The following is a 22,131-nucleotide window of genomic DNA, read 5'->3' as shown; positions in this document are numbered from 1 at the left end:
GGCCCGTGGTGCCCCCGGCAGTCCTTTTTGTGTAATGCCTGTTGATTGAAATGGCGCGTCCAGGTGCTGGGCGCGTTTAAGACTGCTTGGAGGTCGAATTGGACAAGAACATGAAAATCCTCATCGTTGATGACTTCTCAACGATGCGGCGGATCATAAAAAACCTGTTGCGTGACCTTGGGTTCACTAACACGGTCGAGGCGGATGACGGCATTACGGCGATTCCGATCCTCAACAGCGGGAGCATCGACTTTCTGGTAACGGACTGGAACATGCCGGGCATGACCGGTATCGACTTGCTGCGCCATGTGCGCGCCGACGAAAAACTGCGCAGCCTTCCCGTGCTGATGGTGACCGCCGAAGCCAAGCGTGAGCAGATCATCGAAGCCGCCCAAGCCGGGGTCAACGGTTACGTGGTCAAACCATTCACTGCATTGGCCTTGAAAGAGAAGATCGAAAAAATCTTCGAACGCATCCACGGCTAATGCCATCGCGGGGGAGCTATGGAGCATAAAGAAACGTCACAGGGAGACTTTGAGTCGACCCTGAAAAAGCATGCTCATCAGTTGGTCGACAGCCTTGAAAAAGGCCAGTTCGGCGACGCGGTGCAGTTAATCCATGAGCTCAACCAGACCCGTGACCGCGGCCTGTATCAGGAAGTGGGCAAGCTCACACGCGAGCTGCACAGTGCGATTGTCAATTTCCAGATTGACCCGCACATGCCCCAGGCCGAAGAAATTTCGCAAATCACCGACGCGACCGAACGCCTGTCCTATGTGGTCAGGCTGACTGAAGCGGCGGCCAACCGCACCATGGACCTGGTGGAAAACGCCACGCCCCTGGTCAATGGCATGGCCACCGAAGCCCAGGCCCTGAGCCACGATTGGGGCCGCTTCATGCGCCGCGAGGTGGGGGCTGAGGAGTTTCGTGAACTGGCGCGTCGGGTCGACGGATTCTTGTCACGCAGCGAGCAGGAAAACCGCACGGTTTCCAGCAACCTCAATGACATTCTGCTGGCCCAGGATTACCAGGACCTCACCGGCCAGGTGATCAAGCGTGTGACCCAGTTGGTCACCGAAGTGGAAAGCAACCTGCTCAAACTGGTGCTCATGGCCGGCCAGGTAGACCGTTTTGCCGGCATCGAACATGACCGTGAAGCGATCCTCTCGGAAAAAGATCCACAAAAACATCTCGCCAAGGGTGAAGGTCCGCAGATTCATGCCGATAAACGTGAAGACGTTGTGTCAGGTCAGGATGACGTAGATGACCTGTTATCCAGTTTAGGCTTCTAAGGAGCACCCACATGAGCTTCGGCGCCGATGAAGAAATCCTTCAGGATTTCCTTGTAGAGGCCGGCGAAATTTTAGAGCAACTGTCCGAACAACTGGTCGAGCTGGAAAGCCGTCCGGATGATGCGAACCTGCTCAATGCAATTTTTCGCGGTTTTCACACTGTAAAAGGGGGCGCCGGCTTCCTCCAGCTCCATGAGCTGGTGGAGTGCTGCCACATCGCCGAGAACGTGTTCGACATCCTGCGCAAGGGTGAGCGTCACGTTGACTCGGAATTGATGGACGTGATTCTCGAAGCACTGGATGCGGTCAACGGCATGTTCAGCGAAGTCCGCGAACGTGCCCCGATCACTGCGGCCACCCCGGAACTGCTCGCCGCCCTGGCGCGCCTGGCAGAGCCGGCCGACACCTCGGCAGCGCCCGTGGCGCAAGCTGAGCCTGCGCCTGTGGCAGAGCCTGAAGCGGATGTGACGGACAGCGAGTTCGAGCAGTTGCTCAACTCCCTCAATGCGGTGAAAGCCGAGGCTGAAGCGCCTGCAGCCGCCGCGCCACAAGCGCCGACCAGCGAAGACATTACCGACGCAGAATTTGAATCCCTGCTCGACCAGTTGCACGGCAAAGGCCAGTTCGCGGCCGACGCCGTGGCCCCTGCCGCCGCTGTGGATGCGCCTGCCGCGTCGACCAGCACCGACATCACCGATGACGAATTCGAAGCACTGCTCGACCAACTGCATGGCAAAGGCACCTTCGCGGCCGACGCCTTGCCGGAAGTCGCCGCGACTGCCACTGCGCCGGCCGCTGCGGCAGAACCTGCGGGCGACGGTCTGATCAGCGACCACGAGTTCGAATCCCTGCTCGACGAATTGCACGGCAAGGGCAAGTTCAGCGAAGTGGCTCCGGCTGCTGCCGCGACCGCCACCCCGGTGGCGGCCAAACCGGCCCCGGCCAAGGCCGCTGCACCTGCTGCTGCCAAACCGGCCCCGGCCCCGGCCCCTGCCGCCGCCCCGGCTGCTGCTCGCGCGCCGGCCGCTGCCGTGGCCGAAAAGCCAGCCAGTGAAGCCGAAACCACCGTGCGGGTCGATACCGCGCGCCTGGACGACATCATGAACATGGTCGGCGAACTGGTGCTGGTGCGTAACCGCCTGGTGCGCCTGGGCCTGAGCAGTGGCGATGAAGCCATGCAAAAGGCCGTGTCGAACCTCGACGTGGTCACCGCCGATCTGCAGACCGCCGTGATGAAGACGCGGATGCAGCCGATCAAGAAAGTCTTCGGGCGCTTCCCGCGCCTGGTTCGCGACCTGGCACGCCAGCTCAAGAAAGAGATCAACCTGGAGTTGGTGGGCGAAGAGACCGACCTCGACAAGAACCTGGTCGAGGCCCTGGCCGATCCGCTGGTCCACTTGGTGCGCAACGCCGTCGACCACGGCGTCGAAACCCCGGAAGAGCGCGAAGCTTCGGGCAAGTCGCGCAACGGCAAAGTGATCCTGGCGGCCGAGCAGGAGGGTGACCACATCCTGCTGTCGATCACCGATGACGGCAAGGGCATGGACCCGACCATCCTGCGCAATATCGCGGTCAAGCGCGGCGTGATGGACAAGGACGCCGCCGACCGCCTGACCGACACCGAGTGCTACAACCTGATCTTCGCCCCGGGCTTCTCGACCAAGACCGAGATTTCCGACGTGTCCGGCCGTGGCGTCGGCATGGACGTGGTGAAGACCAAGATCAGCCAGCTCAACGGCTCGATCAACATCTACTCGACCAAGGGCCAGGGCTCGAAGATCGTCATCAAGGTGCCGTTGACCCTGGCGATCATGCCGACCCTGATGGTGATGCTGGGCAACCAGGCCTTCGCCTTCCCGCTGGTCAACGTCAACGAAATTTTCCACCTCGACCTGTCGCGCACCAACGTGGTGGACGGCCAGGAAGTGGTGATCGTGCGCGACAAGGCGTTGCCACTGTTCTACCTCAAGCGCTGGCTGGTGGCATCGGCCAAGCATGAAGAGCAGCGCGAAGGCCATGTGGTGATTCTCTCCGTGGGCACCCAGCGTATCGGCTTCGTGGTCGATCAACTGGTGGGCCAGGAAGAAGTGGTCATCAAGCCTTTGGGCAAAATGCTGCAGGGAACCCCGGGTATGTCGGGTGCGACCATCACCGGTGACGGTCGGATCGCGCTGATTCTGGATGTTCCGAGCATGCTCAAGCGTTACGCCGCTCGGCGTATTTGATTCTGGTGGGGCAGGGCGGTTTGCCCGCCCCGTCTAACGGAGTGTTTATGGTAGTCAAGGTCCTGGTGGTGGACGATTCGGGTTTCTTCCGCCGCCGCGTCTCGGAAATTCTTTCCGCCGATCCAACGATTCAAGTGATCGGCACGGCCACCAACGGCAAAGAGGCGATCGATCAGGCTATCGCGTTGAAGCCCGACGTGATCACCATGGACTACGAGATGCCGATGATGGATGGCATCACGGCTGTCCGTCACATCATGCAGCGCTGCCCGACCCCGGTGTTGATGTTCTCCTCGCTCACCCACGAAGGCGCCCGGGTCACCCTGGATGCGCTGGATGCCGGCGCGGTGGACTTCCTGCCGAAGAATTTCGAAGACATCTCGCGCAACCCCGAGAAGGTCAAGCAACTGCTGTGCGAGAAAGTCCACAGCATTTCCCGCAGTAACCGTCGCAGCCTGTTCAGCACGCCTGCACCTGCACCTGCACCGGTTGCGGCGCCGGCCCCGGCCCCTGCGTTTGGTCGACCTGCGCCTGCGCCCGCCCCGGTGGCTCGGCCTGCCGTGGCCCCGGTCCGCGCTCCGGCGCCCAGCGCCCATTCGCCCGCGCCCAAGCGCAAGGCCTACAAGCTGGTCGCCATCGGTACCTCCACCGGCGGCCCGGTGGCCTTGCAGCGCGTGTTGACGCAATTGCCGGCCAACTTCCCGGCGCCGATCGTGTTGATCCAGCACATGCCGGCGGCCTTCACCAAGGCCTTTGCCGAACGCCTGGACAAGCTCTGCCGCATCAGCGTCAAGGAAGCCGAGGATGGCGACATCCTGCGTCCAGGCCTGGCGCTGCTGGCGCCGGGTGGCAAGCAAATGATGGTCGACGGGCGTGGTGCGATCAAAATCCTGCCGGGCGACGAGCGCCTCAACTACAAGCCGTGCGTGGACATCACCTTCGGTTCGGCGGCCAAGTCCTACGGCGACAAAGTTCTGGCGGTGGTGCTCACCGGCATGGGCGCCGACGGCCGTGAAGGCGCACGCCTGCTCAAGCAGGGCGGCAGCGCGATCTGGGCCCAGGACGAAGCCAGCTGCGTGATCTATGGCATGCCCATGGCGATCGTCAAGGCTGACCTGGCCGACGCCGTCTACAGCCTGGACGAGATCGGCAAGCATCTGGTGGAGGCCTGCCTCTGATGGATGTATTGAGCCTGATCGGCATCATCATGGCGTTTGTCGCGATCATCGGCGGCAACTACCTCGAAGGCGGCCACCTCGGCGCCCTGGCCAACGGCCCGGCGGCCTTGATCGTGATCGGCGGCACGGTCGGCGCGGCCCTGTTGCAGTCGCCCTTGAGTTCGTTCAAGCGCGCCATGCAGATCCTGGTGTGGATTATTTTCCCGCCACGCGTGGACCTGCCCGGCGGCATCGACCGCGTGGTCAACTGGAGCCTCACCGCCCGCAAGGAAGGCCTGCTAGGCCTGGAAGGCGTGGCCGATGCCGAGCCCGACAGCTACGCGCGCAAAGGCCTGCAACTGCTGGTGGACGGCGCCGAGCCGGAAGCGATCCGCAGCATCCTGGAAGTGGATTTCTACACCCAGGAAAGCCGCGACATCAACGCTGCCAAAGTCTTTGAAAGCATGGGCGGCTACGCGCCGACCATCGGCATCATCGGTGCGGTGATGGGCCTGATCCACGTGATGGGCAACCTGGCCGACCCGTCGCAATTGGGCAGCGGCATTGCCGTGGCGTTCGTGGCCACCATCTACGGTGTCGCGAGTGCCAACCTGGTGCTGCTGCCGGTGGCCAGCAAGCTCAAGTCCATCGCCATGCGCCAGTCGCGTTACCGCGAGATGTTGCTCGAAGGCATCCTGTCGATTGCCGAGGGTGAGAACCCGCGGTCGATCGAATTGAAGCTCCAGGGCTTCATGGATTGATGAACATGGCTATCGACTTGTGGCGAGCGGCCACATGATTTACGTACAGAGAGGTGTCAGCCTGTGAGCCGTCGCCGTCGCGAGCCTGAAGAACACGTCAACCACGAACGCTGGCTGGTGTCCTACGCGGACTTCATCACCTTGCTGTTCGCGTTTTTCGTGGTGATGTACTCCATCTCGTCGATCAACGAAGGCAAGTACAAAGTCATTTCCCAGGCGCTGATCGGGGTGTTCAACGACGCCGACCGCGCCCTCAAGCCAATCCCCATTGGCGAGGAACGGCCCAAGACCGTGACCCCGGCCAAGCCGCTGGTCAATGACAGCGATGAAACCGCCGCCGGCGTGGGCGGCACCAGCGACCCGCTGAAAAGCATCGCCGACGACATCAGCGCCGCGTTCGGCGACCTGATCAGTTCCAACCAGATGACCGTGCGCGGCAATGAGTTGTGGGTGGAGATCGAACTCAACTCCAGCCTGTTGTTCGCCAGCGCCGATGCAATGCCCAGCGACCAGGCGTTCACCATCATCGACAAGGTGGCGGCGATCCTCAGGCCGTTCGAAAACCCGATCCACGTGGAAGGCTTTACCGACAATTTCCCGATCAGCACCGCGCAGTACCCGACCAACTGGGAGCTGTCGTCGGCGCGGGCCGCGAGCATCGTGCGCATGCTCGCGATGCAGGGCGTGAACCCCGGGCGCCTGGCCTCGGTGGGTTATGGCGAGTTCCAGCCGGTGGCCAACAACGCCACGGTGGAAGGCCGCGCGCGCAACCGCCGGGTGGTACTGGTGGTCTCGCGCAACCTGGATGTGCGCCGTAGCCTGACCGGTACCGGCACCGCCAATGCAACACCGGACGCGGCCTTGAAGCGGGCTGGCACACAAACTGCACCGGTCCCTGCAAAGCCGCCGGTGCGTCAGGGTGCCGTCAATTCTCCGTCGCCGGCTCAATAACCTTATGCAATGTCTCGGTCGCGCCTGTGCCTGCCGGGAGGAACCATCCGAATGAGAGTCTGGGCAGTTGCCAATCAAAAAGGTGGAGTCGGCAAGACCACCACCTCCATCGCCTTAGCCGGTTTGCTGGCCGAGGCGGGCAAGCGTGTGGTCGTCGTGGACCTGGACCCGCATGGCTCCATGACCAGCTATTTCGGCTACGACCCGGATGCGCTGGAGCACAGCTGCTACGACCTGTTCCTGCACAAGGGCAGCGTGCCGGCCGACCTGCCCGGGCAACTGCTGTTGCCCACCAGCAACGAGAGTATTTCCCTGTTGCCGTCGAGTACCGCGCTGGCCACCCTCGAGCGCCAGTCCCCGGGGCAGAGCGGCCTGGGCCTGGTGATCGCCAAGACCCTGGCGCAACTGTGGCAGGACTTCGACTACGCGATCATCGACAGCCCGCCGTTGCTCGGCGTGCTGATGGTCAACGCCTTGGCTGCCAGCCAGCAACTGGTGATCCCGGTGCAGACCGAGCACCTCGCGGTCAAAGGCCTGGAGCGCATGGTCAGTACCCTGGCGATGATCAACCGCTCGCGCAAGCAGGCGCTGCCGTTCAGCATCGTGCCGACCCTGTTCGACCGTCGCACCCAGGCGTCGCTGGGCACCTTGCGCGTGCTGCGCGATGCCTACCCGGACACCATCTGGAATGGCTACATCCCGGTGGACACGCGCCTGCGTGACGCCAGCCGCGCCGGCCTGACCCCGTCGCAGTTCGACGGTAAAAGCCGTGGCGTGCTGGCTTACCGCGCGTTGCTCAAGCACCTGCTGTCCCAGCAGCTTGTCGCGCAGGTGGCGTGATGAACCGTCCCATCGAACTCAAGACCCGGCCGCAACTGGCACTGGAATCCTACCTGGATGCCCTGCTGCAGGATGCGACCGAGGAAGAGCAGCCGATACTGGTATTGGAACCGGCCCTGGCGCCGGAAAGCACCCTGGATGAATTCCAGTTGGCGGTGCTGGAAGAGCAGGCCCGCGATGCGCAGGTCGTGACCGCGCCGGTGGTGGTGCCGATCGCCCCGGCAGTTGTCGTGCCCGTGGTGGTCGAGCCGGTGGTCGTTGCTCAGGTCGTGGTCGAGCCGGTGGTGGAAGTGCACCTGCCGCCCAGCATCACGCCGCCGCCAGTGGCCGGCGATGATCGCCCGGCCTGGGCCGCCGAGCCGTTCGAATGCCTGTTGTTCGACGTCGCCGGGTTGACCCTGGCGGTGCCGCTGGTGTGCCTCGGCTCGATCTATTCCCTGGAAGGCCAGGAACTGACGCCGCTGTTCGGGCAACCGGAATGGTTCCTCGGCATCCTGCCCAGCCAGGCCGGCAACCTCAAGGTGCTGGACACCGCGCGTTGGGTGATGCCCGACCGCTACCGCGATGATTTTCGCCAGGGCCTGCAATACGTGATCTCGGTGCAGGGCTACGAGTGGGGGCTGGCGGTGCATCAGGTCAGCCGCTCGTTGCGCCTGGACCCGAATGAAATCAAATGGCGCAGCCACCGAGGCCAACGGCCTTGGCTGGCGGGCACCGTGATCGAACACATGTGCGCGTTGCTCGACGTCGCCGAGCTGGCCGAGTTGATCGCCAGCGGCGCGGTCAAGACGCTGCCGGTGAATAAACGCAGTTGATTGAACAATAAGGGCCGCGCGGTTGCGCGGTCAGCGAAGCACACACGCCGTGTGAAGCGGCATTTGAAGGGGTCAGGGGTATGAATAAGTCAGCGTCCGCACAAGGTTTGGATGATCCGATCCTGCAATGGGTTACCTTCAAACTGGACAACGAGTCCTATGGCATTAACGTGATGCGCGTGCAGGAAGTGCTGCGCTACACCGAGATCGCGCCGGTCCCGGGTGCGCCAAGCTACGTGCTGGGTATCATCAACCTGCGCGGCAACGTGGTGACGGTGATCGACACCCGCCAGCGTTTCGGCCTGGTACCGACCGAAGTCAACGACAACACCCGTATCGTCATCATCGAAGCCGACAAGCAAGTGGTCGGGATCATGGTCGACAGCGTCGCCGAAGTGGTTTATCTGCGCCAATCGGAAGTGGAAACCGCACCGAACGTGGGTAATGAAGAATCCGCCAAGTTCATCCAGGGCGTGTGCAACAAGAACGGCGAGCTGCTGATTCTGGTTGAGCTGGACAAGATGATGAGCGAAGAAGAATGGTCGGAACTGGAGAGCATCTGATTGTTCCTTGAGGCCGCAGTGATCATCCTGGCCCTGTTGTGGGCCGGGACCTTGGCATTCCTGCTGCGCTATGTGCGCCAGCAGCGTGAGTCGGTGGTGCAGCAGGCCGAGCGGGATGCCGTGCGTGACCGGCGCATCCTGGAGCTGGTCAAGCGTGTCGACCATTTCCAGCAGAGTGCAGTGAAAGTGGGGGACGAGGTGCATGAACTGCGCGCGATCCTCGGGCCGTTGCCGGACAAGCTTGCGCAGCTGGAGCAGCGTGATCCTTCGAGCCTGTCGTTTGCCCAGGCTGCCAAGCTGGTGGGGATGGGGGCTACGGTGGATGAGTTGACGCAGTCGTGTGGGTTGACCCAGGCTGAGGCGCAGTTGATGAGTAAGTTGCACAAGGGCTGACCTCTTGGGGGGTATCCGGATTTGGGGTCGTGGCTGGAATGGGTTCCGCCCTTACGGCGGGTCACTTTTGGAAAAGAGCCCCAAAAGTAACCAAAAGGGCTCTTGCCCCAACACTCGGCACCTCGCCTAGGCTCGGTGTGCCCTCACTCCGGCTTGAATCCGTGGGCCGCCGCAATGGGCCATCCCTGGCCCAGTGCGGCTAACCCGGCGTCCTGCCGGGTTACCCACGGATTCAAACCTGCGTTCGGCCAGCGTGTTTAATGGGGCGCCTAAGATCAAGATCAAAAGCGGCTCGCTTCGCATCGTAGGTACGCTTTTTGATCTCCGTAGGAGCCGGCTTGTCGGCGAAAAACGCGTGTGCGCCGCGTACATTCTGATGTTTCCGCGTCATCGTTAACGACCATCGCAGGCAAGCCAGCTCCCACAGGTTGACCGAGCTCGAGATAAGAATCCGGTCGGCTGTCAGGCCGCCGTGCTTTTGCTTTTGATCTTGATCTTGATCTAGGCGCCCCATCAAACACGCTGGCCGGAATTCGATATTGATTTGGGGGGTAAACCGGCAGGGATGCCGGTTTAGCCGCCCCGCGCCATGGATGGCGCGTGGCGGCGGCCCCCCAAATCAATGTCGGATTACGGGCACACCGAGCCTAGGCGAGGTGCCGAGTGTTGGGGCAAGAGCCCTTTTGGTTACTTTTGGGGCTTTTCCAAAAGTGACCCGCTGTAAGAGCGGAACCATAAGCCGCCATTACCACAAAAACGGATATGCCCCCCACCCCCCCCCCAGCCCCCCAATCCCCCCAAATTATTTCCACCCCCCACTGACTTTTTCCTCCCCACCAAAGGTCAACATCCTTCAAGCACCTCAGAACCCAGGAGACCCCCCCATGACCACCCACAAGGCACTGTTGATCCTCCACGGCAAGCAAGCCCTCAACGAGGACGTGCGCGCGGCCGTGCAGGCCCGGCGCGACCTGGGCTGGGAACTGGCGGTGCGGGTCACATGGGAAGGCGGCGACGCCCAGCGCCTGGTCAATGAAGCGCTGGACGGCGGCTACCCGCACATCATCGCCGGCGGTGGCGACGGCACCTTGCGCGATGTCGCCGAAGCCATGGCCCAGGCCAACACCGATGCCAGCCTGGTGCTGATGCCCCTGGGCACCGCCAACGACTTCGCCCGCGCCGCCGGGGTGCCGCTGGAACCTGCCCAGGCCCTGGCATTGCTGGACGTGCCGCCCAAGGCAATCGACCTCGGCCGGGTCGGCGGGCAAATCTTCCTCAATATGGCCACCGGCGGCTTCGGCAGCCAGGTCACCGCCAACACCTCCGAGGACCTGAAGAAGGTGCTCGGCGGTGCGGCGTACCTGTTCACCGGCTTGACCCGTTTCAGCGAGTTGAAGGCCGCCTATGGCGAGCTGGAAGGCCCGGATTTTCACTGGAAAGGCGAACTGCTCGCGCTCGGGATCGGCAACGGGCGCCAGGCCGGGGGAGGGCATGTGCTATGCCCGGGGGCATTGGCCGATGATGGCTTGCTGGACGTCAGCATCCTGCCGGCGCCCCAGGAGGTGGTCGGCACCCTGCGCGAGCTGATGACCAACGGCTGGGGCCTGGACACCATGTTCGTCCGCGCGCGCCTGCCGTGGGTCAATATCAAGGTTGCACAGGGCCTGTACATCAACCTCGACGGCGAGCCGCTGGAAGGCGACGACTTGCACTTCGAGGTCGTGCCCAAGGCCTTGCGCGTGCACCTGCCGGTGAATTCGCCGTTAGTCGTCCAGGCTGATGATCTGCTCGCGCACCGCGAATAACACCAGGCCCGCCACGTCGAAAATCTGCAGGCGTTTCATGATTTGCGAACGGTGCGCTTCCACGGTCTTGATGCTCAGGCCCAGGCCGTGGGCGATTTCGCGGGTGGACTTGCCACGCACGATCAAGCGCAGGATCTCCAACTGCCGGGCGGTGAGGTTATGGCTGTGGCCGGCGGGCGTGGTGGCGCCCTGGCCGCGCACCAGCGCCTGGTTGATCACGGTGTGGGCGATCGCCGGGCTCAGGTAGCGCTCGTTGTTGCGCAAGGCCAGCAGCGCGTGTTCCAGCTCGTTGGCAGTGGTGTCCTTGAGCAGGTAGCCATGGGCGCCGGACTCCAGCGCGCACATGATCAGTTCCGGGTCGGTGTGCATCGACAGGATCAGCACTTTGCTCTTGGGGTAGCCGCGCTTGAGTTGCTGCAAGGCATCCAGGCCGCCGGTGTGCTTCATCGACAGGTCCAGCAGCACGATATCCGGCAACAGCGCGCTGAACTGCTCCAGCAGTTGTGCGCCATCGCTGGCTTCGCCGATCACCGTATAGCCGGGTATGTCCTGGACCAGCGCGCGTACGCCGGCCCGGATCAGTGCATGGTCATCCACCAGGAGTAATTTGCAGGTCACTCGAGAACCTTAGGGGAACTGGCCCGTTCGAGGGCGCGTGGCGCCCAGGGGAAGAGCGCGTCGATCCGTGTCCCTTTGCCTGGCTGGCTGCTGACGGACAAGGTGCCCCCCAGCTGATCAATCCGCTCCGACATGCCGGCCATGCCCCGTTGACCTTCCAGGCCGGGGTTGATGGCAGGCGAAAAGCCCAGGCCGTCATCGCTGATAAACAGCGACAGGCCTTCGGGCAGGCGTTGCAGGCGTACCAGCAAATTGCGCGCCTGGGCGTGGCGTAGCATGTTGGTCACCGCTTCCTGGGTAATGCGAAAGGCCGCCACGGCCATTTCTTCCGGGATGCCGGTCAGCCGTTGCTGGCATTCCAGGCTCCAGTGAATCGGGGTGTTTTCCAGGGTCTTGAGCAGGTGCGCGCGCAGGCTCGCTTCCAGGCCCAGGCTGGCCAGCTGGCGCGGGTTGAGGATGGCGGAGACGTCACGCACCTTGGCCAGGGTTTCATTGAGGGTGTTGCACAGCACCGTGCATTGGCTCTGCAGGTCTTCCGGCAGGCGGCGTTTGAGCCACTCGCTTTGCAGCTTGGCGGCGGTCAATAGCTGGCCGATATCGTCATGCAGTTCGCGGCTGAGGCGGTGGCGCTCGTTTTCCTGCACCTGCAGCAGGCGGTCGGCAAGTTCCTGGGGCTGGAACTTGATGGACTTGCGTGAGCGCCACTGCTGCAGGCCAACCACCACCACGATCGCCAGGTTCAACAGCACCACCACCAGCGGCATCGGCTCGGCGCGGGCGTAGGTCCACAGGCTGAGCAGCAGCGAGACAAGGCACAAGGCAAGGACCAGGCGTCGAGCATGGCTGCGGGACACGGACCTGGCGAGGAGTGACTTGAAGTTGGCGTACATAGCGGATGGAGCCAATGAGGGTTCGCTGCGGGAAGACCGGTCACGGCGGCTGACAGGGCTTTGTGTGGAATGCGTGGCGGAATCGTTTTTATACATGATGAAGTTGAGTTACTTCGAGCGGGGCATAGTATCACCCCTGTAACCGTTGGTCGCCTGGCACTTTGCTTTTGCCGTGCCTATATCCGGGCAAATACCCGGGCGGTAACCACAGAGTTTGGAACAGTGGGAAGTTGTATTATCGAAGTTGGTTTGTATCGATATGTCCGTTAGTGGCTATTTGATATTTATTCCGGTCGTTTTTAGATAACTCAGGGTGCGAATACGACCTGTCATTGGTTCAGGACGTGTGATGCATTCGTTGTTGCGGTTTGCTGCTGAAGTCTTTTTGTGGGATCTGCAGGATGACCGTGGCAATCAAGGTCGTTTGCTCGGTTTCGTCCAGGGTCAGTTGGCCGGTCTTGGCGTCGATGAGTTCCAGCTGCCAGGCTAGTAACGTCAGGCAATCATGCAGCGCATCCAGGGCCTGGTCATGCAGGTGCAGAGGGTTTTCGGCATTCGCGATCAGGTACTGGATGTGCCGCGAGAACTCGCTGATGGCCTGCAGCGCCAGGGCGTCGGCCTTTTCAGCCAGCTTGATCAGGCTGATCTTCATGCAGTCGATCGCGTCGCTGTCATTGCGGATCATATGCAGATGACTGAGGCACTCTTCGGACTTGGCCAGTAGCTTCTCGGCTTCATGCAGAAACTCGGGAAGTGCAAGTTGCCACTCGTTACCGTCGTTCATCATGCAAGTCTCCACAACTTAAGGTCGGGTGATGAGATGTCGCACCGGGTGAATGGCTTAAAACTAGCGCTGAAATATGACTGAAATCTGTAGGTCGCTTCTGAGATTTCAGTAGGACGCTTATTTGAATGATGGCGACGGCGGTGCGTGGCCCTCATGAGCGGGGTCCGTTGCACACCTTCAGTTACCCTCGCGTGGAGGTCTGGAAGGCCCGTGGGCCGAGGGCTTGGGATGGCAAACAAAAGCCTGACTCCATTCATGCATTGAGAATGGCGTCACATTAATGGCTATTAGATATTGCGAATATCAGGTTGGGCCCGATTGTGTCTAAGGGAATCCCTTAGATAGCGGAACCTTGCGTCGATTTGAATGTCGCGCAACGTCGCTGCACCGCCTCTGGAGCGGCGTTCGCAGTAAACCATGATGTCAGTGTGACATCAATGAATTTACATGGCATTTTACCAGGGTCAAGGTCTGGCGCTCGCCGCCGATAACCTCTCCATGCAATGCACTCACCCTCGCGCCACACTTTCAGCGCACACCAGGAGCTTTTAATGGCCGGCATTCTCGACACGGTAGACCAACGCACGCAACTGGTGGGTGAGAATCGCCTGGAAATCCTCATGTTTCGCCTGGCCGGGCGCCAGCTGTTCGCGATCAACGTGTTCAAGGTCCAGGAAGTCCTGCAACTGCCCAAGTTGACCTTGATGCCCCAGCGTCATCCGTTCGTGTGCGGCGTGGTCAACCTGCGTGGCCAGACGCTGCCGGTGATCGACCTGTCCCAGGCGATTGGCATGCGCCCCTTGGTGCCTGGGCCGAACAGCACGATTATCGTCACCGAGTACAACCGCTCGGTGCAGGCGTTCCTGGTGGGCGGCGTGGACCGCATCGTCAACATGAACTGGGAGGCTATCCTGCCGCCGCCGACCAGCGCCGGGCGCCAGCACTACCTCACCGCCATCAGCAAGGTCGATGACCAGTTGGTGGAGATCATCGACGTGGAAAAAGTCCTCGCCGAAATCGTGCCATACAACGCCAAGGTCTCCCGCGAAAAACTCGACGATCCGGTGCTCGAACGTGCGCGTGGCCGCGAAGTGCTGCTGGTCGACGACTCCAATGTGGCCTTGTCGCAACTGCGCGACACCCTCGGCCAGTTGGGTGTGAAGATGCACATCGCCAGCGACGGCCTCAAGGCGCTGAACATGCTCAAGGCCTGGGCCGACAGCGGCCAGGTGATGACCGACAAACTGCTGATGATCTTCACCGACGCCGAAATGCCCGAGATGGACGGTTACCGCCTCACTACCGAGATCCGCAACGACCCGCGCCTGCGTGGGCTGTATGTGGTGTTGCACACGTCGCTGTCGGGCAGCTTCAACGATTCGATGGTGAAGAAGGTCGGTTGCGACAACTTCCTGTCCAAATTCCAGCCCGACAAACTCGTCGATGTGGTGCGTCAGCGTCTGATGCTGGACGAAGTGCCGGCTTGACCTTAGGGTGACGGCTTTGCCCCTCAGGAATGCAGGCCCATGCTTCGTCTCAGCGCGTTGTACCGTTACCCCTTGAAGTCCGGCAAGGCCGAGAGCCTGCAACACATCGGCCTGGATAAGCTGGGGCTGGACGGGGATCGACGCTGGATGCTGGTGGACGAGGCCAGCGGGCGTTTCCTCACGCAGCGGGCCGTGGCGAAGATGAGCCAGTTGTCGGCGCTGTGGAGCAGCAGCGGTGGCCTGAGCTTGAGTTCGCCCGGGTATGCGCCGCTGGACGTGGCGTTGCCGGCCGGCGACGCCGCGTTGCGCGGTGTGACCATCTGGCGCGACACCCTGCGCGTGCCGGACGCAGGCGACGAAGCGGCGGCGTGGGTCAGTGACTTTATCGGCAAGCCGACCCGGCTGGTGCACATCCCCCTTGAACGCGCGCGTACCACCGAAGCGGGCTACGGGCGCGATGACGACCAGGTTGCGTTCGCCGATGGTTACCCGTTGCTGCTGATCGGCCAGGCCTCCCTGGACGACCTCTCGCAACGCATCGGCCGGCCCATGGAGATGCTGCGCTTTCGCCCCAACCTTGTGATCGAAGGCAGCGCCGCCTTTGCCGAAGACGGCTGGAAGCGCCTGCGCATTGGCGACGTCGAATTCCGCGCGGTCAAGCCGTGCTCACGGTGCATCCTCACTACCATCGACCCGCACACCGGCGAACGCAGTGCCGACCGCGAGCCTTTCGCGACCCTCGAGGCATATCGCAAGACCGAAAACGGCGCGATTTTTGGCCAGAACCTGGTCAATGACGGCGTGGGCCGGCTTGAAGTCGGCATGCCGGTGACGCTGCTTGAATAGGGTGCCGCGCGCATAAAAAATGCCCGTCTCGCAGGAGACGGGCATTTTTTTGACCGGTCGACGGCTTAGCCGCGGTATTCGCACAGGTAAGCGGTGTCCACGGCGACCTTCAGCTGGAACTTGCTGTTGGCCGGTACGTTGAACTGGCTGCCGGCGGCGAAGGTTTCCCAGTCGCTGGCGTCGGGCAGCTTGACGGTCAGGGCGCCGGACACCACGTGCATGATTTCACGCTGGGCGGTGCCGAATTCGTATTCACCCGGGGCCATGACGCCGATGGTCGCCGGCCCTTCAGCGGTGCCGAAAGCGATCGACTTGACGGTGCCGTCGAAGTACTCGTTGACTTTAAACATGGGCGATTCCTCGGAAAGTGGGTTAAGGCTTCCTGCTTCCTGCAGGCGCCCGATGCAAGGCTTGAGGGCCTCATCGGCCTCAAGCCGGCGCCTGCAGGAAGAGCAGATTACGCAAAAAGGCTGGCCAGTATGCCCAAGCCTTCGGGAGCTGCCTAGACCGGCAAAATCAGCGGCAGCAGCCGGGCGGTGTTGCGCGCGTCTTCCAGGGCCCGATGTTGCTGCCCATGGAACTGCATCCCCGCCAATTGCAGGGCGGCGTTGAGCCCCAGCGGCTTCTCCAGGCGCCGGGCCTTGGCGAAGCGCTGCTTGAGGTTTACATGGGGCGTGTGGGCGAGTGCACTGGCCAGTTCATGGCGCTGCCATTCCAGTTCCAGTTGCACACGGTCGTAGTCACCCCAGCTGGCCCAGCCTTCCAGGCGTGCCTGATGCTGGCCCAGCCAGCGCTCGAACAGCGACCACACCTCGATCATCGGCAACGCGCTGTCGATATTCGCCTGGGTGATGTGGGTCAGCTTGCGACAAAAGGGCGTCAACAAGGGCCGACGCAGTGGCCGTACGAAGCGCTGGAAGTGGTCCAGCTCGCGGCCCTGGCGGTTCACCAGGCTCGCGCCGATCTCGATGACTTCCATCTCCGTCACGGGCCAGCCGCCGTCATCCGTCGTGGCTTCAAGGTCAATAATCAGCCAATGAGGCATTGTGCAGCTTCCCGTACTCATCCCTTACTGATGGGGATAGAGCGTAGCCCGGCCCTGTAGTTCCCGCCCAGCGCTTATTCGATCTCGAGCAAAACCTGGCGATTGCGCACCTGATCGCCGGCAGTCACCTGCACGCCCTTGACCACGCCGTCCCGGTCGGCCTTCAGCGGGTGCTCCATTTTCATCGCCTCCAGCACCAGCAACAGCTGGCCTTTGCTCACGGTGTCGCCGGCGCTGACCCGCACATCGACGATGGCACCATCCATCGGCGCCTTGACCCGGCCGCTGCCGGCGTCCGCCTGGCGCTCGACGACCTGCTGGGTGCGGTTGGTCACGGTGATGCCGGGCAGCCACAGTTGGTCGCCATCAAGGTGATAGGCGATACGCCGGCGGATGCCATTGATGATCAGGCTGGCCCAGCGCCCGTCGGTGGCAAGGGGGTGGATGTCGAGGCCGTTGGCGTGCAGGCGCTCGTTCTCCAGCACGCTGACCGCGACTTCGCGGACCTCGTCGTGGACGGCCAGGCGGTAGGTCCACGCCAGCGTGGCGTTGTTGCGCCAGCCCGCCAACCCCTGGCGATGCTGGCCGGCGCTGTGCTGATAAAACAGCGCGGCGGCCACGGCGAGTTGTTCCTCGATCGCCGCCAGGGCTGGCACCTCGCTGAAGTGTTCGGCAATAAACCCGGTACTGAAGTCAGCGCTGACAAACCCCGGGTGCTTGAGCAGGTCGGCCAGCAGGTGCTGATTGCTCGCCACCCCCAGCAGCACCGTGTCTTCCACTGCGCGCAGCAGCTTGCGCCGGGCCTCTTCGCGGGTGGCGCCGTGGGCGATGATTTTGCCCAGCATCGGGTCGTAGAACGGGCTGATGCGCTGGCCCTGCAGCACGCCATGGTCAACCCGCACGCCCGCCGCCGGTTGCCAATGCAGGACCTTGCCGGTTTGCGGCAGAAAGCCCTGGGCCGGGTCTTCGGCGTACAGGCGTACTTCCATGGCGTGGCCGCTGAGGGTCACGCCTGCCTGGTCCAGTGGCAGGGGGTGGCCGGCGGCGATCTGCAGTTGCCAGTCCACCAGGTCGAGGCCGGTGATCAATTCGGTGACCGGATGCTCCACCTGCAGGCGGGTGTTCATTTCTAGAAAGTAGAACTGGCCGTTGCGATCAAGCAGGAACTCGACGGTGCCGGCGCCGACATAATTCACCGCGCGTCCCGCCCTGAGTGCGGCTTCGCCCATGGCCTGGCGCAGCGCGGGCGTCATCACCGGGCAGGGTGCTTCTTCGATGATTTTCTGATGGCGCCGCTGGATCGAGCAGTCACGCTCACCCAGGTAGATAAGGTGGCCGTGGCTGTCGCCAAACACCTGGATTTCGACGTGGCGCGGCTCGATCAACGCCTGTTCGAGGATCAGTTCGTCACTGCCGAAGGCGTTTTTCGCCTCCGAGCGGGCGGTGTGCAGGTTGTCCAACAGCGCCTCGGGTTGATGCACCAGGCGCATGCCTCGGCCGCCGCCACCGGCGCTGGCCTTGATCATCAAGGGATAGCCGATGCGCTCGGCTTCTCGCTGCAGTGTGCTGTCGTCCTGGGCCGCGCCCTGGTAGCCAGCGATACACGGCACCCCGGCCTCGAGCATGGCGAGTTTGGACAGGCGCTTGCTGCCCATCAGCTCGATGGCCTCGGCGCTGGGGCCGATGAACGTCAGGCCGGCGTGTTGGCAGGCGCGGGCGAACGCGGGGTTTTCCGACAGAAAGCCGTAGCCGGGATGCACCGCATCGGCGCCGGTGAGCCTGGCCGCTTGGATGATCGCCGGGATATTCAGGTAGGACTGCTGCACCGGCGCGGGCCCGATATTCACCGCCTCGTCGGCCATTTGCACATGCAGCGCCTGCGCGTCGGCGTCGCTGTAGACCGCAACCGTGCGGTAGCCCAGGGCCTGGGCGGTGCGCTGGATGCGGCAGGCGATTTCGCCGCGGTTGGCGATCAGGATCTTGGTGAAGTCGGGCATGGGCTTATCCCTTGACTGATGGGGTGATGGTTCGGGCCTCATTGCGGGCCGCTCTCACCGTTGGAATGCATTTCCCTGTGGGAGCTGGCTTGCCTGCGAAGACGTCATTTGCACCAGCGCGGTTTGCGTTTCTGCACAAACGCCTGCGTCCCCTCAATCCCTTCTTCACTTCTCACCGCCTCGGCAAACCACTGCGCGCCGCGATCCAGCACCGCTTCAAGCGGCTCATCCACACTCGCCAGCAACAGGGATTTGGTCCGTCCATTCGCTTCCGGCGCGCAGCGCAGTACCTGCCCCAGCACCTCGTCCAGGCGCTCCGCCAATGCCTGCGGGTCGCGCTCGGTGAAGTGCACGACGCCCAGCCGCTCGGCTTCAAGGCCGTCAAAGCGCGCCGCCGTCAGTGCCAGTCGGCGGGCCTGGGTCAGGCCGATACGCTTGACCACGAACGGCGCAATCTGCGCCGGCAGCAAGCCCAGGCTGGTCTCCGGCAAACCGAACTGCGCCTGGTGATCGGCAATCGCGATATCACTCACGCACGCCAGGCCAAAGCCGCCGCCCAGCACTGCGCCTTGCAGTACAACGATCACGACTTGGGGAACCGCCTCGACTTCTTGCAACAGGGTGCCAAACGCCCGGTTCAGCGCCTGGAGTTGATTGCCCGCCGTGACCAGGTCCTTCACATCGGCCCCGGCGCAGAAATGCCCGCCGGCGCCGCTGATCACCAAGGCGCGTACCTGGCCGTCGAGTTGCGCCAGCACCGCGCGCAGTTCATTGACCATTTCCAGGCTCATCGCATTGCGCTTTTCAGGGCGATTGAGGGTGATGTGCAGCACGCCGTTATGCGGCTCCAGCAAGAGCGTGTTCATGCTTTTTTCCCCGGCAAGGTGCCCATCAGTTTGCAGATGATGCCCAGCATGATTTCGTCGGCGCCGCCGCCAATCGAGACCAGGCGCACATCGCGATAAGCCCGCGCCACCGGGTTGTCCCACATGAAGCCCATGCCGCCCCAGTATTGCAGGCAACTGTCGCTGACTTCACGGCCCAGGCGTCCGGCCTTGAGCTTGGCCATGGAAGCCAGGCGCGTCACGTCCTGGCCTTTGATGTATTGCTCGGTGGCCTGGTAGACCAGCGCGCGCAGGCATTCGATTTCGGTGGCCAGTTCGGCCAGGCGAAAGTGGATGACCTGGTTGTCGATCAGCGCCTTGCCGAAGGTCTGGCGCTCCTGGCAATAGGCGATGGTGCTGTCGATGCAGTACTCCAGGCCCTTGATCATATTGGCCGCGCCAAACAGCCGTTCTTCCTGGAACTGCAGCATCTGCATCATGAAGCCTGCACCTTCATGGCCGATGCGGTTGCGCTGTGGCACGCGCACGTCATCGAAAAACACCTGGGCCGTTTCCGAACTGTGCATGCCGAGCTTTTCCAGGGGCGGGCTGACGCTGATCCCCGGGGTGTTCATCGGCACCATGATCAGCGACTTGTTGATGTGCGGCTTGTCATCGGAAGTGTTGGCCAGCAGGCAGATAAAATCGGCGCTGGGCGAGTTGGTGATCCACATTTTGCTGCCGTTGATCACGTAGTCGTCGCCGTCCTTGCGCGCGTGGGTTTTCAGCCCGGCCACGTCGGAACCGGCGCCGGTTTCCGACACGCCGATACAGCCCACCTGTTCGCCGCTGATGGCCGGGCGCAGGAATTCATCGCGCAGTTCATCGGAACCGAAGCGGGCGAGGGCGGGGGTGCACATGTCGGTCTGCACGCCGATGGACATGGGGATGCCACCGCAGCGGATGGTGCCGAACTCTTCGGCGGCGACGATCGAATAGCTGTAGTCCAGGCCCATGCCGCCGAACTGTTCCGGCTTGGAGATGCCCAGCAGGCCGAGGTCGCCGGCCTTGCGAAAAATCTCGTGGATGGGGAAGCGCCCGGCTTTTTCCCATTCATCCACATGGGGGTTGATCTCGCGGTCGACGAAGGCGCGGACGGTGCGGCGCAGTGCCTGGTGTTCCTGGGTGAAGATCATTGTTGTTGTTCTCCTGAGCGTTAGAAACGCGCCACGCCAAAGCTGTTGGGCTGCAACTGCCGCACATCAGCCTCATGACAAATATCCAGCAGCAACCCCAGCAGCGTGCGGGTATCGCGGGGATCAATCAGCCCGTCATCCCACAGATTCGCACTGCCATACAGCGCAGTGGATTGGCTGTCGAGCTTCTGCGCCGTGACCTGCTCCAGCATGTCCAGCACCTTGGGATCCGGCACCAGGCCGTCCTTCAACTGTTTGGCCTCGGTGACAATCCGCAGCACCTTGCCCGCCTGCGCACCGCCCATGACCGCCGTGCGGCTGTTGGGCCAGGCGAAGATAAACCGCGGGTCCAGGCCACGCCCGCACATCGCATAGTTGCCGGCGCCGTACGAACCGCCGACCACCACCGTGAGTTTAGGCACCCGCGCGTTGGCCACCGCCTGGATCATCTTCGCACCGTGCTTGATCACCCCTTGTTGCTCCGACTCGGTGCCCACCATGAACCCGGTGGTGTTGTGCAGGAACAGCAGCGGCGTGCGGCTCTGGTCGCACAGTTGGATGAACTGGGCGGCCTTGCTCGCGCCTTTGGGCGTGATCGGGCCGTTGTTGCCGATCACGCCGACGGCGCGCCCCTGGATCTGCAGGTGGCCGCAGACCGTGTGGGCATCGAACTCGCTCTTGAACTCGAGGAACTGCGAGCCGTCCGCCAGCCGCGCGAGGATCTCGCGCACGTCATAGGGTTTCTTCGGGTCATCGGGGATCAACCCCAACAGCTCGTCGATGGGATACAGCGGCTCGGCATACGCCCGTCTCGACGCCGGCGGCAGGTGCTCATCCCACGGCAACAGGCTGACAATCTCGCGCACGATGCGCACGCCGTCGGCATCGTTTTCCGCCAGGTATTCGGCGGTGCCGGCAGTTTGCGCATGCATCTCGGCGCCGCCCAGTTCTTCATCCGTGGCGACTTCACCGGTGGCGGCCTTGAGCAGCGGCGGCCCGGCGAGGAACAGCTTAGCCTTGCCGCGCACCACCACCACGTAGTCCGACAGCCCCGGCTGATACGCCCCACCTGCAGTGGCCGAGCCGTGCACCACGGTGATCTGCGGCAAGCCCTTGGCCGACATGCGCGCCTGGTTGGCGAAGCTGCGCGCGCCTTCGACGAAAATCTCGGCGGCATAGTTGAGGTTGGCCCCGCCGCTTTCGGCCAGGGTCACCACCGGCAGTTTGTTCTCCATGGCAATCTGTTGCAGGCGCAGGGATTTCTTCAGGCCCGTGGGGGAAATGGTGCCGCCCTTGATTGCGCTGTTATTGGCCACCACCAGCATGCGCACGCCGCTGACGTAGCCGATGCCGGCGATCAAGCCGCCCCCGGCGGCGTTGCCGTCCTTGTCATCATGCAGTTTGTAGCCGGCCAGGCTCGCCAGTTCGAGGAACGGTGCGCCGGGGTCCAGCAGCAAATTGAGGCGTTCGCGTGGCAGCAGTTGGCCGCGCTGGTCGAACTTCGGTTTGGCCGCCTGCGCCTTGGCGAGCAGCGCGTGTTCCAGCTGGCGCAGGTGTTGGATGCCTTCCAGCATGGCTTCGCGGTTCTGCGCAAACTGCGGGCTGTGGGCGTCGATCAGGCTTTCAATCACCGGCATGG

At 62.8% G+C, this 22,131-nt stretch carries 22 protein-coding genes; 13 read left to right on the top strand and 9 right to left on the bottom strand.

Going from position 1 to position 22,131, the window contains the following annotated elements; translation table 11 throughout:
• Positions 1–110 precede the first annotated feature (110 nt).
• The 11 genes from AC07SI_RS18050 to yegS all read left to right on the top strand — a co-directional run bounded on the left by AC07SI_RS18050 (position 111) and on the right by yegS (position 10,802).
• Entirely contained in the window at positions 111–485 is a 375-nt protein-coding gene (locus AC07SI_RS18050) for a chemotaxis response regulator CheY (RefSeq protein ID WP_015885173.1), read from the top strand.
• A gap of 18 nt (positions 486–503) precedes the next feature.
• The gene (locus AC07SI_RS18045) at positions 504–1,292 is read left to right on the top strand and encodes a protein phosphatase CheZ (protein WP_065909831.1); all 789 of its coding nucleotides are present in this window, start codon (positions 504–506) and stop codon (positions 1,290–1,292) included.
• An 11-nt stretch (positions 1,293–1,303) separates the two neighbouring features.
• Positions 1,304–3,517, top strand: coding sequence for a chemotaxis protein CheA (locus tag AC07SI_RS18040; RefSeq protein ID WP_495006217.1), 2,214 nt, complete (start codon positions 1,304–1,306; stop codon positions 3,515–3,517).
• Between the two features lie 47 nt (positions 3,518–3,564).
• The gene (locus AC07SI_RS18035; RefSeq protein WP_106803039.1) at positions 3,565–4,695 is read left to right on the top strand and encodes a protein-glutamate methylesterase/protein-glutamine glutaminase; all 1,131 of its coding nucleotides are present in this window, start codon (positions 3,565–3,567) and stop codon (positions 4,693–4,695) included.
• Positions 4,695–5,435 carry a flagellar motor protein gene (locus tag AC07SI_RS18030; RefSeq protein ID WP_010208778.1) on the top strand — a complete coding sequence of 247 codons (741 nt, stop codon included), beginning with the start codon at positions 4,695–4,697 and terminating at the stop codon, positions 5,433–5,435. The genes AC07SI_RS18035 and AC07SI_RS18030 overlap by 1 nt, the downstream gene beginning before the upstream one ends.
• 63 nt (positions 5,436–5,498) lie before the next feature.
• Complete coding sequence (gene motD, locus AC07SI_RS18025; RefSeq protein ID WP_495006216.1) at positions 5,499–6,386, top strand: flagellar motor protein MotD; 888 nt, start codon at positions 5,499–5,501, stop codon at positions 6,384–6,386.
• A 51-nt stretch (positions 6,387–6,437) separates the two neighbouring features.
• A complete protein-coding gene (locus tag AC07SI_RS18020) occupies positions 6,438–7,226 on the top strand; it encodes a ParA family protein (protein ID WP_014719332.1) in 789 nt (262 codons plus the stop codon).
• A complete protein-coding gene (locus AC07SI_RS18015; RefSeq protein ID WP_120449323.1) occupies positions 7,226–8,041 on the top strand; it encodes a CheW domain-containing protein in 816 nt (271 codons plus the stop codon). Before AC07SI_RS18020 ends, AC07SI_RS18015 begins: the two co-directional genes overlap by 1 nt.
• An 80-nt stretch (positions 8,042–8,121) precedes the next feature.
• Positions 8,122–8,604 carry a chemotaxis protein CheW gene (locus AC07SI_RS18010; RefSeq protein WP_010564003.1) on the top strand — a complete coding sequence of 161 codons (483 nt, stop codon included), beginning with the start codon at positions 8,122–8,124 and terminating at the stop codon, positions 8,602–8,604.
• Complete coding sequence (locus AC07SI_RS18005) at positions 8,605–8,997, top strand: DUF2802 domain-containing protein (RefSeq protein WP_065909843.1); 393 nt, start codon at positions 8,605–8,607, stop codon at positions 8,995–8,997.
• An 884-nt stretch (positions 8,998–9,881) separates the two neighbouring features.
• Positions 9,882–10,802, top strand: coding sequence for a lipid kinase YegS (yegS, locus tag AC07SI_RS18000; protein WP_495006215.1), 921 nt, complete (start codon positions 9,882–9,884; stop codon positions 10,800–10,802).
• Here yegS and AC07SI_RS17995 read toward each other — a convergent pair.
• The 3 genes from AC07SI_RS17995 to AC07SI_RS17985 all read right to left on the bottom strand — a co-directional run bounded on the left by AC07SI_RS17995 (position 10,761) and on the right by AC07SI_RS17985 (position 13,097).
• Entirely contained in the window at positions 10,761–11,420 is a 660-nt protein-coding gene (locus tag AC07SI_RS17995) for a response regulator transcription factor (protein ID WP_106803042.1), read from the bottom strand. The two genes, yegS and AC07SI_RS17995, sit on opposite strands and share 42 nt — an antisense overlap.
• The gene (locus AC07SI_RS17990) at positions 11,417–12,310 is read right to left on the bottom strand and encodes a histidine kinase (protein WP_315419744.1); all 894 of its coding nucleotides are present in this window, start codon (positions 12,308–12,310) and stop codon (positions 11,417–11,419) included. The genes AC07SI_RS17995 and AC07SI_RS17990 overlap by 4 nt, the downstream gene beginning before the upstream one ends.
• A gap of 337 nt (positions 12,311–12,647) precedes the next feature.
• Positions 12,648–13,097: a hypothetical protein gene (locus tag AC07SI_RS17985; RefSeq protein ID WP_201145654.1), complete on the bottom strand. Its 450-nt coding sequence runs from the start codon at positions 13,095–13,097 to the stop codon at positions 12,648–12,650.
• Positions 13,098–13,648: 551 nt separating this feature from the next.
• On the opposite strand from AC07SI_RS17985, the gene AC07SI_RS17980 reads away from it, so the two are divergent.
• A complete protein-coding gene (locus tag AC07SI_RS17980; protein WP_065903528.1) occupies positions 13,649–14,584 on the top strand; it encodes a chemotaxis protein CheV in 936 nt (311 codons plus the stop codon).
• A gap of 39 nt (positions 14,585–14,623) precedes the next feature.
• Complete coding sequence (locus tag AC07SI_RS17975) at positions 14,624–15,430, top strand: MOSC domain-containing protein (protein ID WP_120449320.1); 807 nt, start codon at positions 14,624–14,626, stop codon at positions 15,428–15,430.
• Between the two features lie 65 nt (positions 15,431–15,495).
• Here the strand turns inward: AC07SI_RS17975 and ppnP are convergent, their stop codons facing one another.
• The 6 genes from ppnP to AC07SI_RS17945 all read right to left on the bottom strand — a co-directional run bounded on the left by ppnP (position 15,496) and on the right by AC07SI_RS17945 (position 22,129).
• The gene (ppnP, locus tag AC07SI_RS17970) at positions 15,496–15,780 is read right to left on the bottom strand and encodes a pyrimidine/purine nucleoside phosphorylase (protein ID WP_058424671.1); all 285 of its coding nucleotides are present in this window, start codon (positions 15,778–15,780) and stop codon (positions 15,496–15,498) included.
• Between the two features lie 152 nt (positions 15,781–15,932).
• Positions 15,933–16,475 carry a 3'-5' exonuclease gene (locus AC07SI_RS17965; RefSeq protein ID WP_120449319.1) on the bottom strand — a complete coding sequence of 181 codons (543 nt, stop codon included), beginning with the start codon at positions 16,473–16,475 and terminating at the stop codon, positions 15,933–15,935.
• Positions 16,476–16,549: 74 nt separating this feature from the next.
• Positions 16,550–18,472 (bottom strand): acetyl/propionyl/methylcrotonyl-CoA carboxylase subunit alpha, encoded by a 1,923-nt coding sequence (locus tag AC07SI_RS17960; RefSeq protein WP_495006214.1) that lies wholly within the window; start codon positions 18,470–18,472, stop codon positions 16,550–16,552.
• Between the two features lie 104 nt (positions 18,473–18,576).
• A complete protein-coding gene (locus AC07SI_RS17955; RefSeq protein ID WP_495006213.1) occupies positions 18,577–19,338 on the bottom strand; it encodes an enoyl-CoA hydratase/isomerase family protein in 762 nt (253 codons plus the stop codon).
• Positions 19,335–20,492 carry a citronellyl-CoA dehydrogenase gene (gene atuD / locus AC07SI_RS17950; RefSeq protein WP_065903517.1) on the bottom strand — a complete coding sequence of 386 codons (1,158 nt, stop codon included), beginning with the start codon at positions 20,490–20,492 and terminating at the stop codon, positions 19,335–19,337. The genes AC07SI_RS17955 and atuD overlap by 4 nt, the downstream gene beginning before the upstream one ends.
• Before the next feature lie 20 nt (positions 20,493–20,512).
• On the bottom strand, positions 20,513–22,129 hold the full coding sequence (locus AC07SI_RS17945) for an acyl-CoA carboxylase subunit beta (RefSeq protein WP_495006212.1): 1,617 nt from the start codon (positions 22,127–22,129) through the stop codon (positions 20,513–20,515).
• Positions 22,130–22,131 lie beyond the last annotated feature (2 nt).

It is taken from the genome of Pseudomonas sp. GW821-FHT05D12 (genome assembly GCF_059419825.1).
This window is presented reverse-complemented; position numbering and strand designations above follow the sequence as displayed.

What these genes read in the sequence shown, in the direction of transcription:
- AC07SI_RS18050 (WP_015885173.1), top strand. Translation starts at nt 111, where the DNA reads ATGAAAATCCTCATCGTTGATGACTTCTCAACGATGCGGCGGATCATA.
- AC07SI_RS18045 (WP_065909831.1), top strand. Translation starts at nt 504, where the DNA reads ATGGAGCATAAAGAAACGTCACAGGGAGACTTTGAGTCGACCCTGAAA.
- AC07SI_RS18040 (WP_495006217.1), top strand. Translation starts at nt 1,304, where the DNA reads ATGAGCTTCGGCGCCGATGAAGAAATCCTTCAGGATTTCCTTGTAGAG.
- AC07SI_RS18035 (WP_106803039.1), top strand. Translation starts at nt 3,565, where the DNA reads ATGGTAGTCAAGGTCCTGGTGGTGGACGATTCGGGTTTCTTCCGCCGC.
- AC07SI_RS18030 (WP_010208778.1), top strand. Translation starts at nt 4,695, where the DNA reads ATGGATGTATTGAGCCTGATCGGCATCATCATGGCGTTTGTCGCGATC.
- AC07SI_RS18020 (WP_014719332.1), top strand. Translation starts at nt 6,438, where the DNA reads ATGAGAGTCTGGGCAGTTGCCAATCAAAAAGGTGGAGTCGGCAAGACC.
- AC07SI_RS18015 (WP_120449323.1), top strand. Translation starts at nt 7,226, where the DNA reads ATGAACCGTCCCATCGAACTCAAGACCCGGCCGCAACTGGCACTGGAA.
- AC07SI_RS18010 (WP_010564003.1), top strand. Translation starts at nt 8,122, where the DNA reads ATGAATAAGTCAGCGTCCGCACAAGGTTTGGATGATCCGATCCTGCAA.
- yegS (WP_495006215.1), top strand. Translation starts at nt 9,882, where the DNA reads ATGACCACCCACAAGGCACTGTTGATCCTCCACGGCAAGCAAGCCCTC.
- AC07SI_RS17990 (WP_315419744.1), bottom strand. Translation starts at nt 12,310, where the DNA reads ATGTACGCCAACTTCAAGTCACTCCTCGCCAGGTCCGTGTCCCGCAGC.
- AC07SI_RS17985 (WP_201145654.1), bottom strand. Translation starts at nt 13,097, where the DNA reads ATGATGAACGACGGTAACGAGTGGCAACTTGCACTTCCCGAGTTTCTG.
- AC07SI_RS17980 (WP_065903528.1), top strand. Translation starts at nt 13,649, where the DNA reads ATGGCCGGCATTCTCGACACGGTAGACCAACGCACGCAACTGGTGGGT.
- AC07SI_RS17975 (WP_120449320.1), top strand. Translation starts at nt 14,624, where the DNA reads ATGCTTCGTCTCAGCGCGTTGTACCGTTACCCCTTGAAGTCCGGCAAG.
- ppnP (WP_058424671.1), bottom strand. Translation starts at nt 15,780, where the DNA reads ATGTTTAAAGTCAACGAGTACTTCGACGGCACCGTCAAGTCGATCGCT.
- AC07SI_RS17965 (WP_120449319.1), bottom strand. Translation starts at nt 16,475, where the DNA reads ATGCCTCATTGGCTGATTATTGACCTTGAAGCCACGACGGATGACGGC.
- AC07SI_RS17960 (WP_495006214.1), bottom strand. Translation starts at nt 18,472, where the DNA reads ATGCCCGACTTCACCAAGATCCTGATCGCCAACCGCGGCGAAATCGCC.
- AC07SI_RS17955 (WP_495006213.1), bottom strand. Translation starts at nt 19,338, where the DNA reads ATGAACACGCTCTTGCTGGAGCCGCATAACGGCGTGCTGCACATCACC.
- atuD (WP_065903517.1), bottom strand. Translation starts at nt 20,492, where the DNA reads ATGATCTTCACCCAGGAACACCAGGCACTGCGCCGCACCGTCCGCGCC.
- AC07SI_RS17945 (WP_495006212.1), bottom strand. Translation starts at nt 22,129, where the DNA reads ATGCCGGTGATTGAAAGCCTGATCGACGCCCACAGCCCGCAGTTTGCG.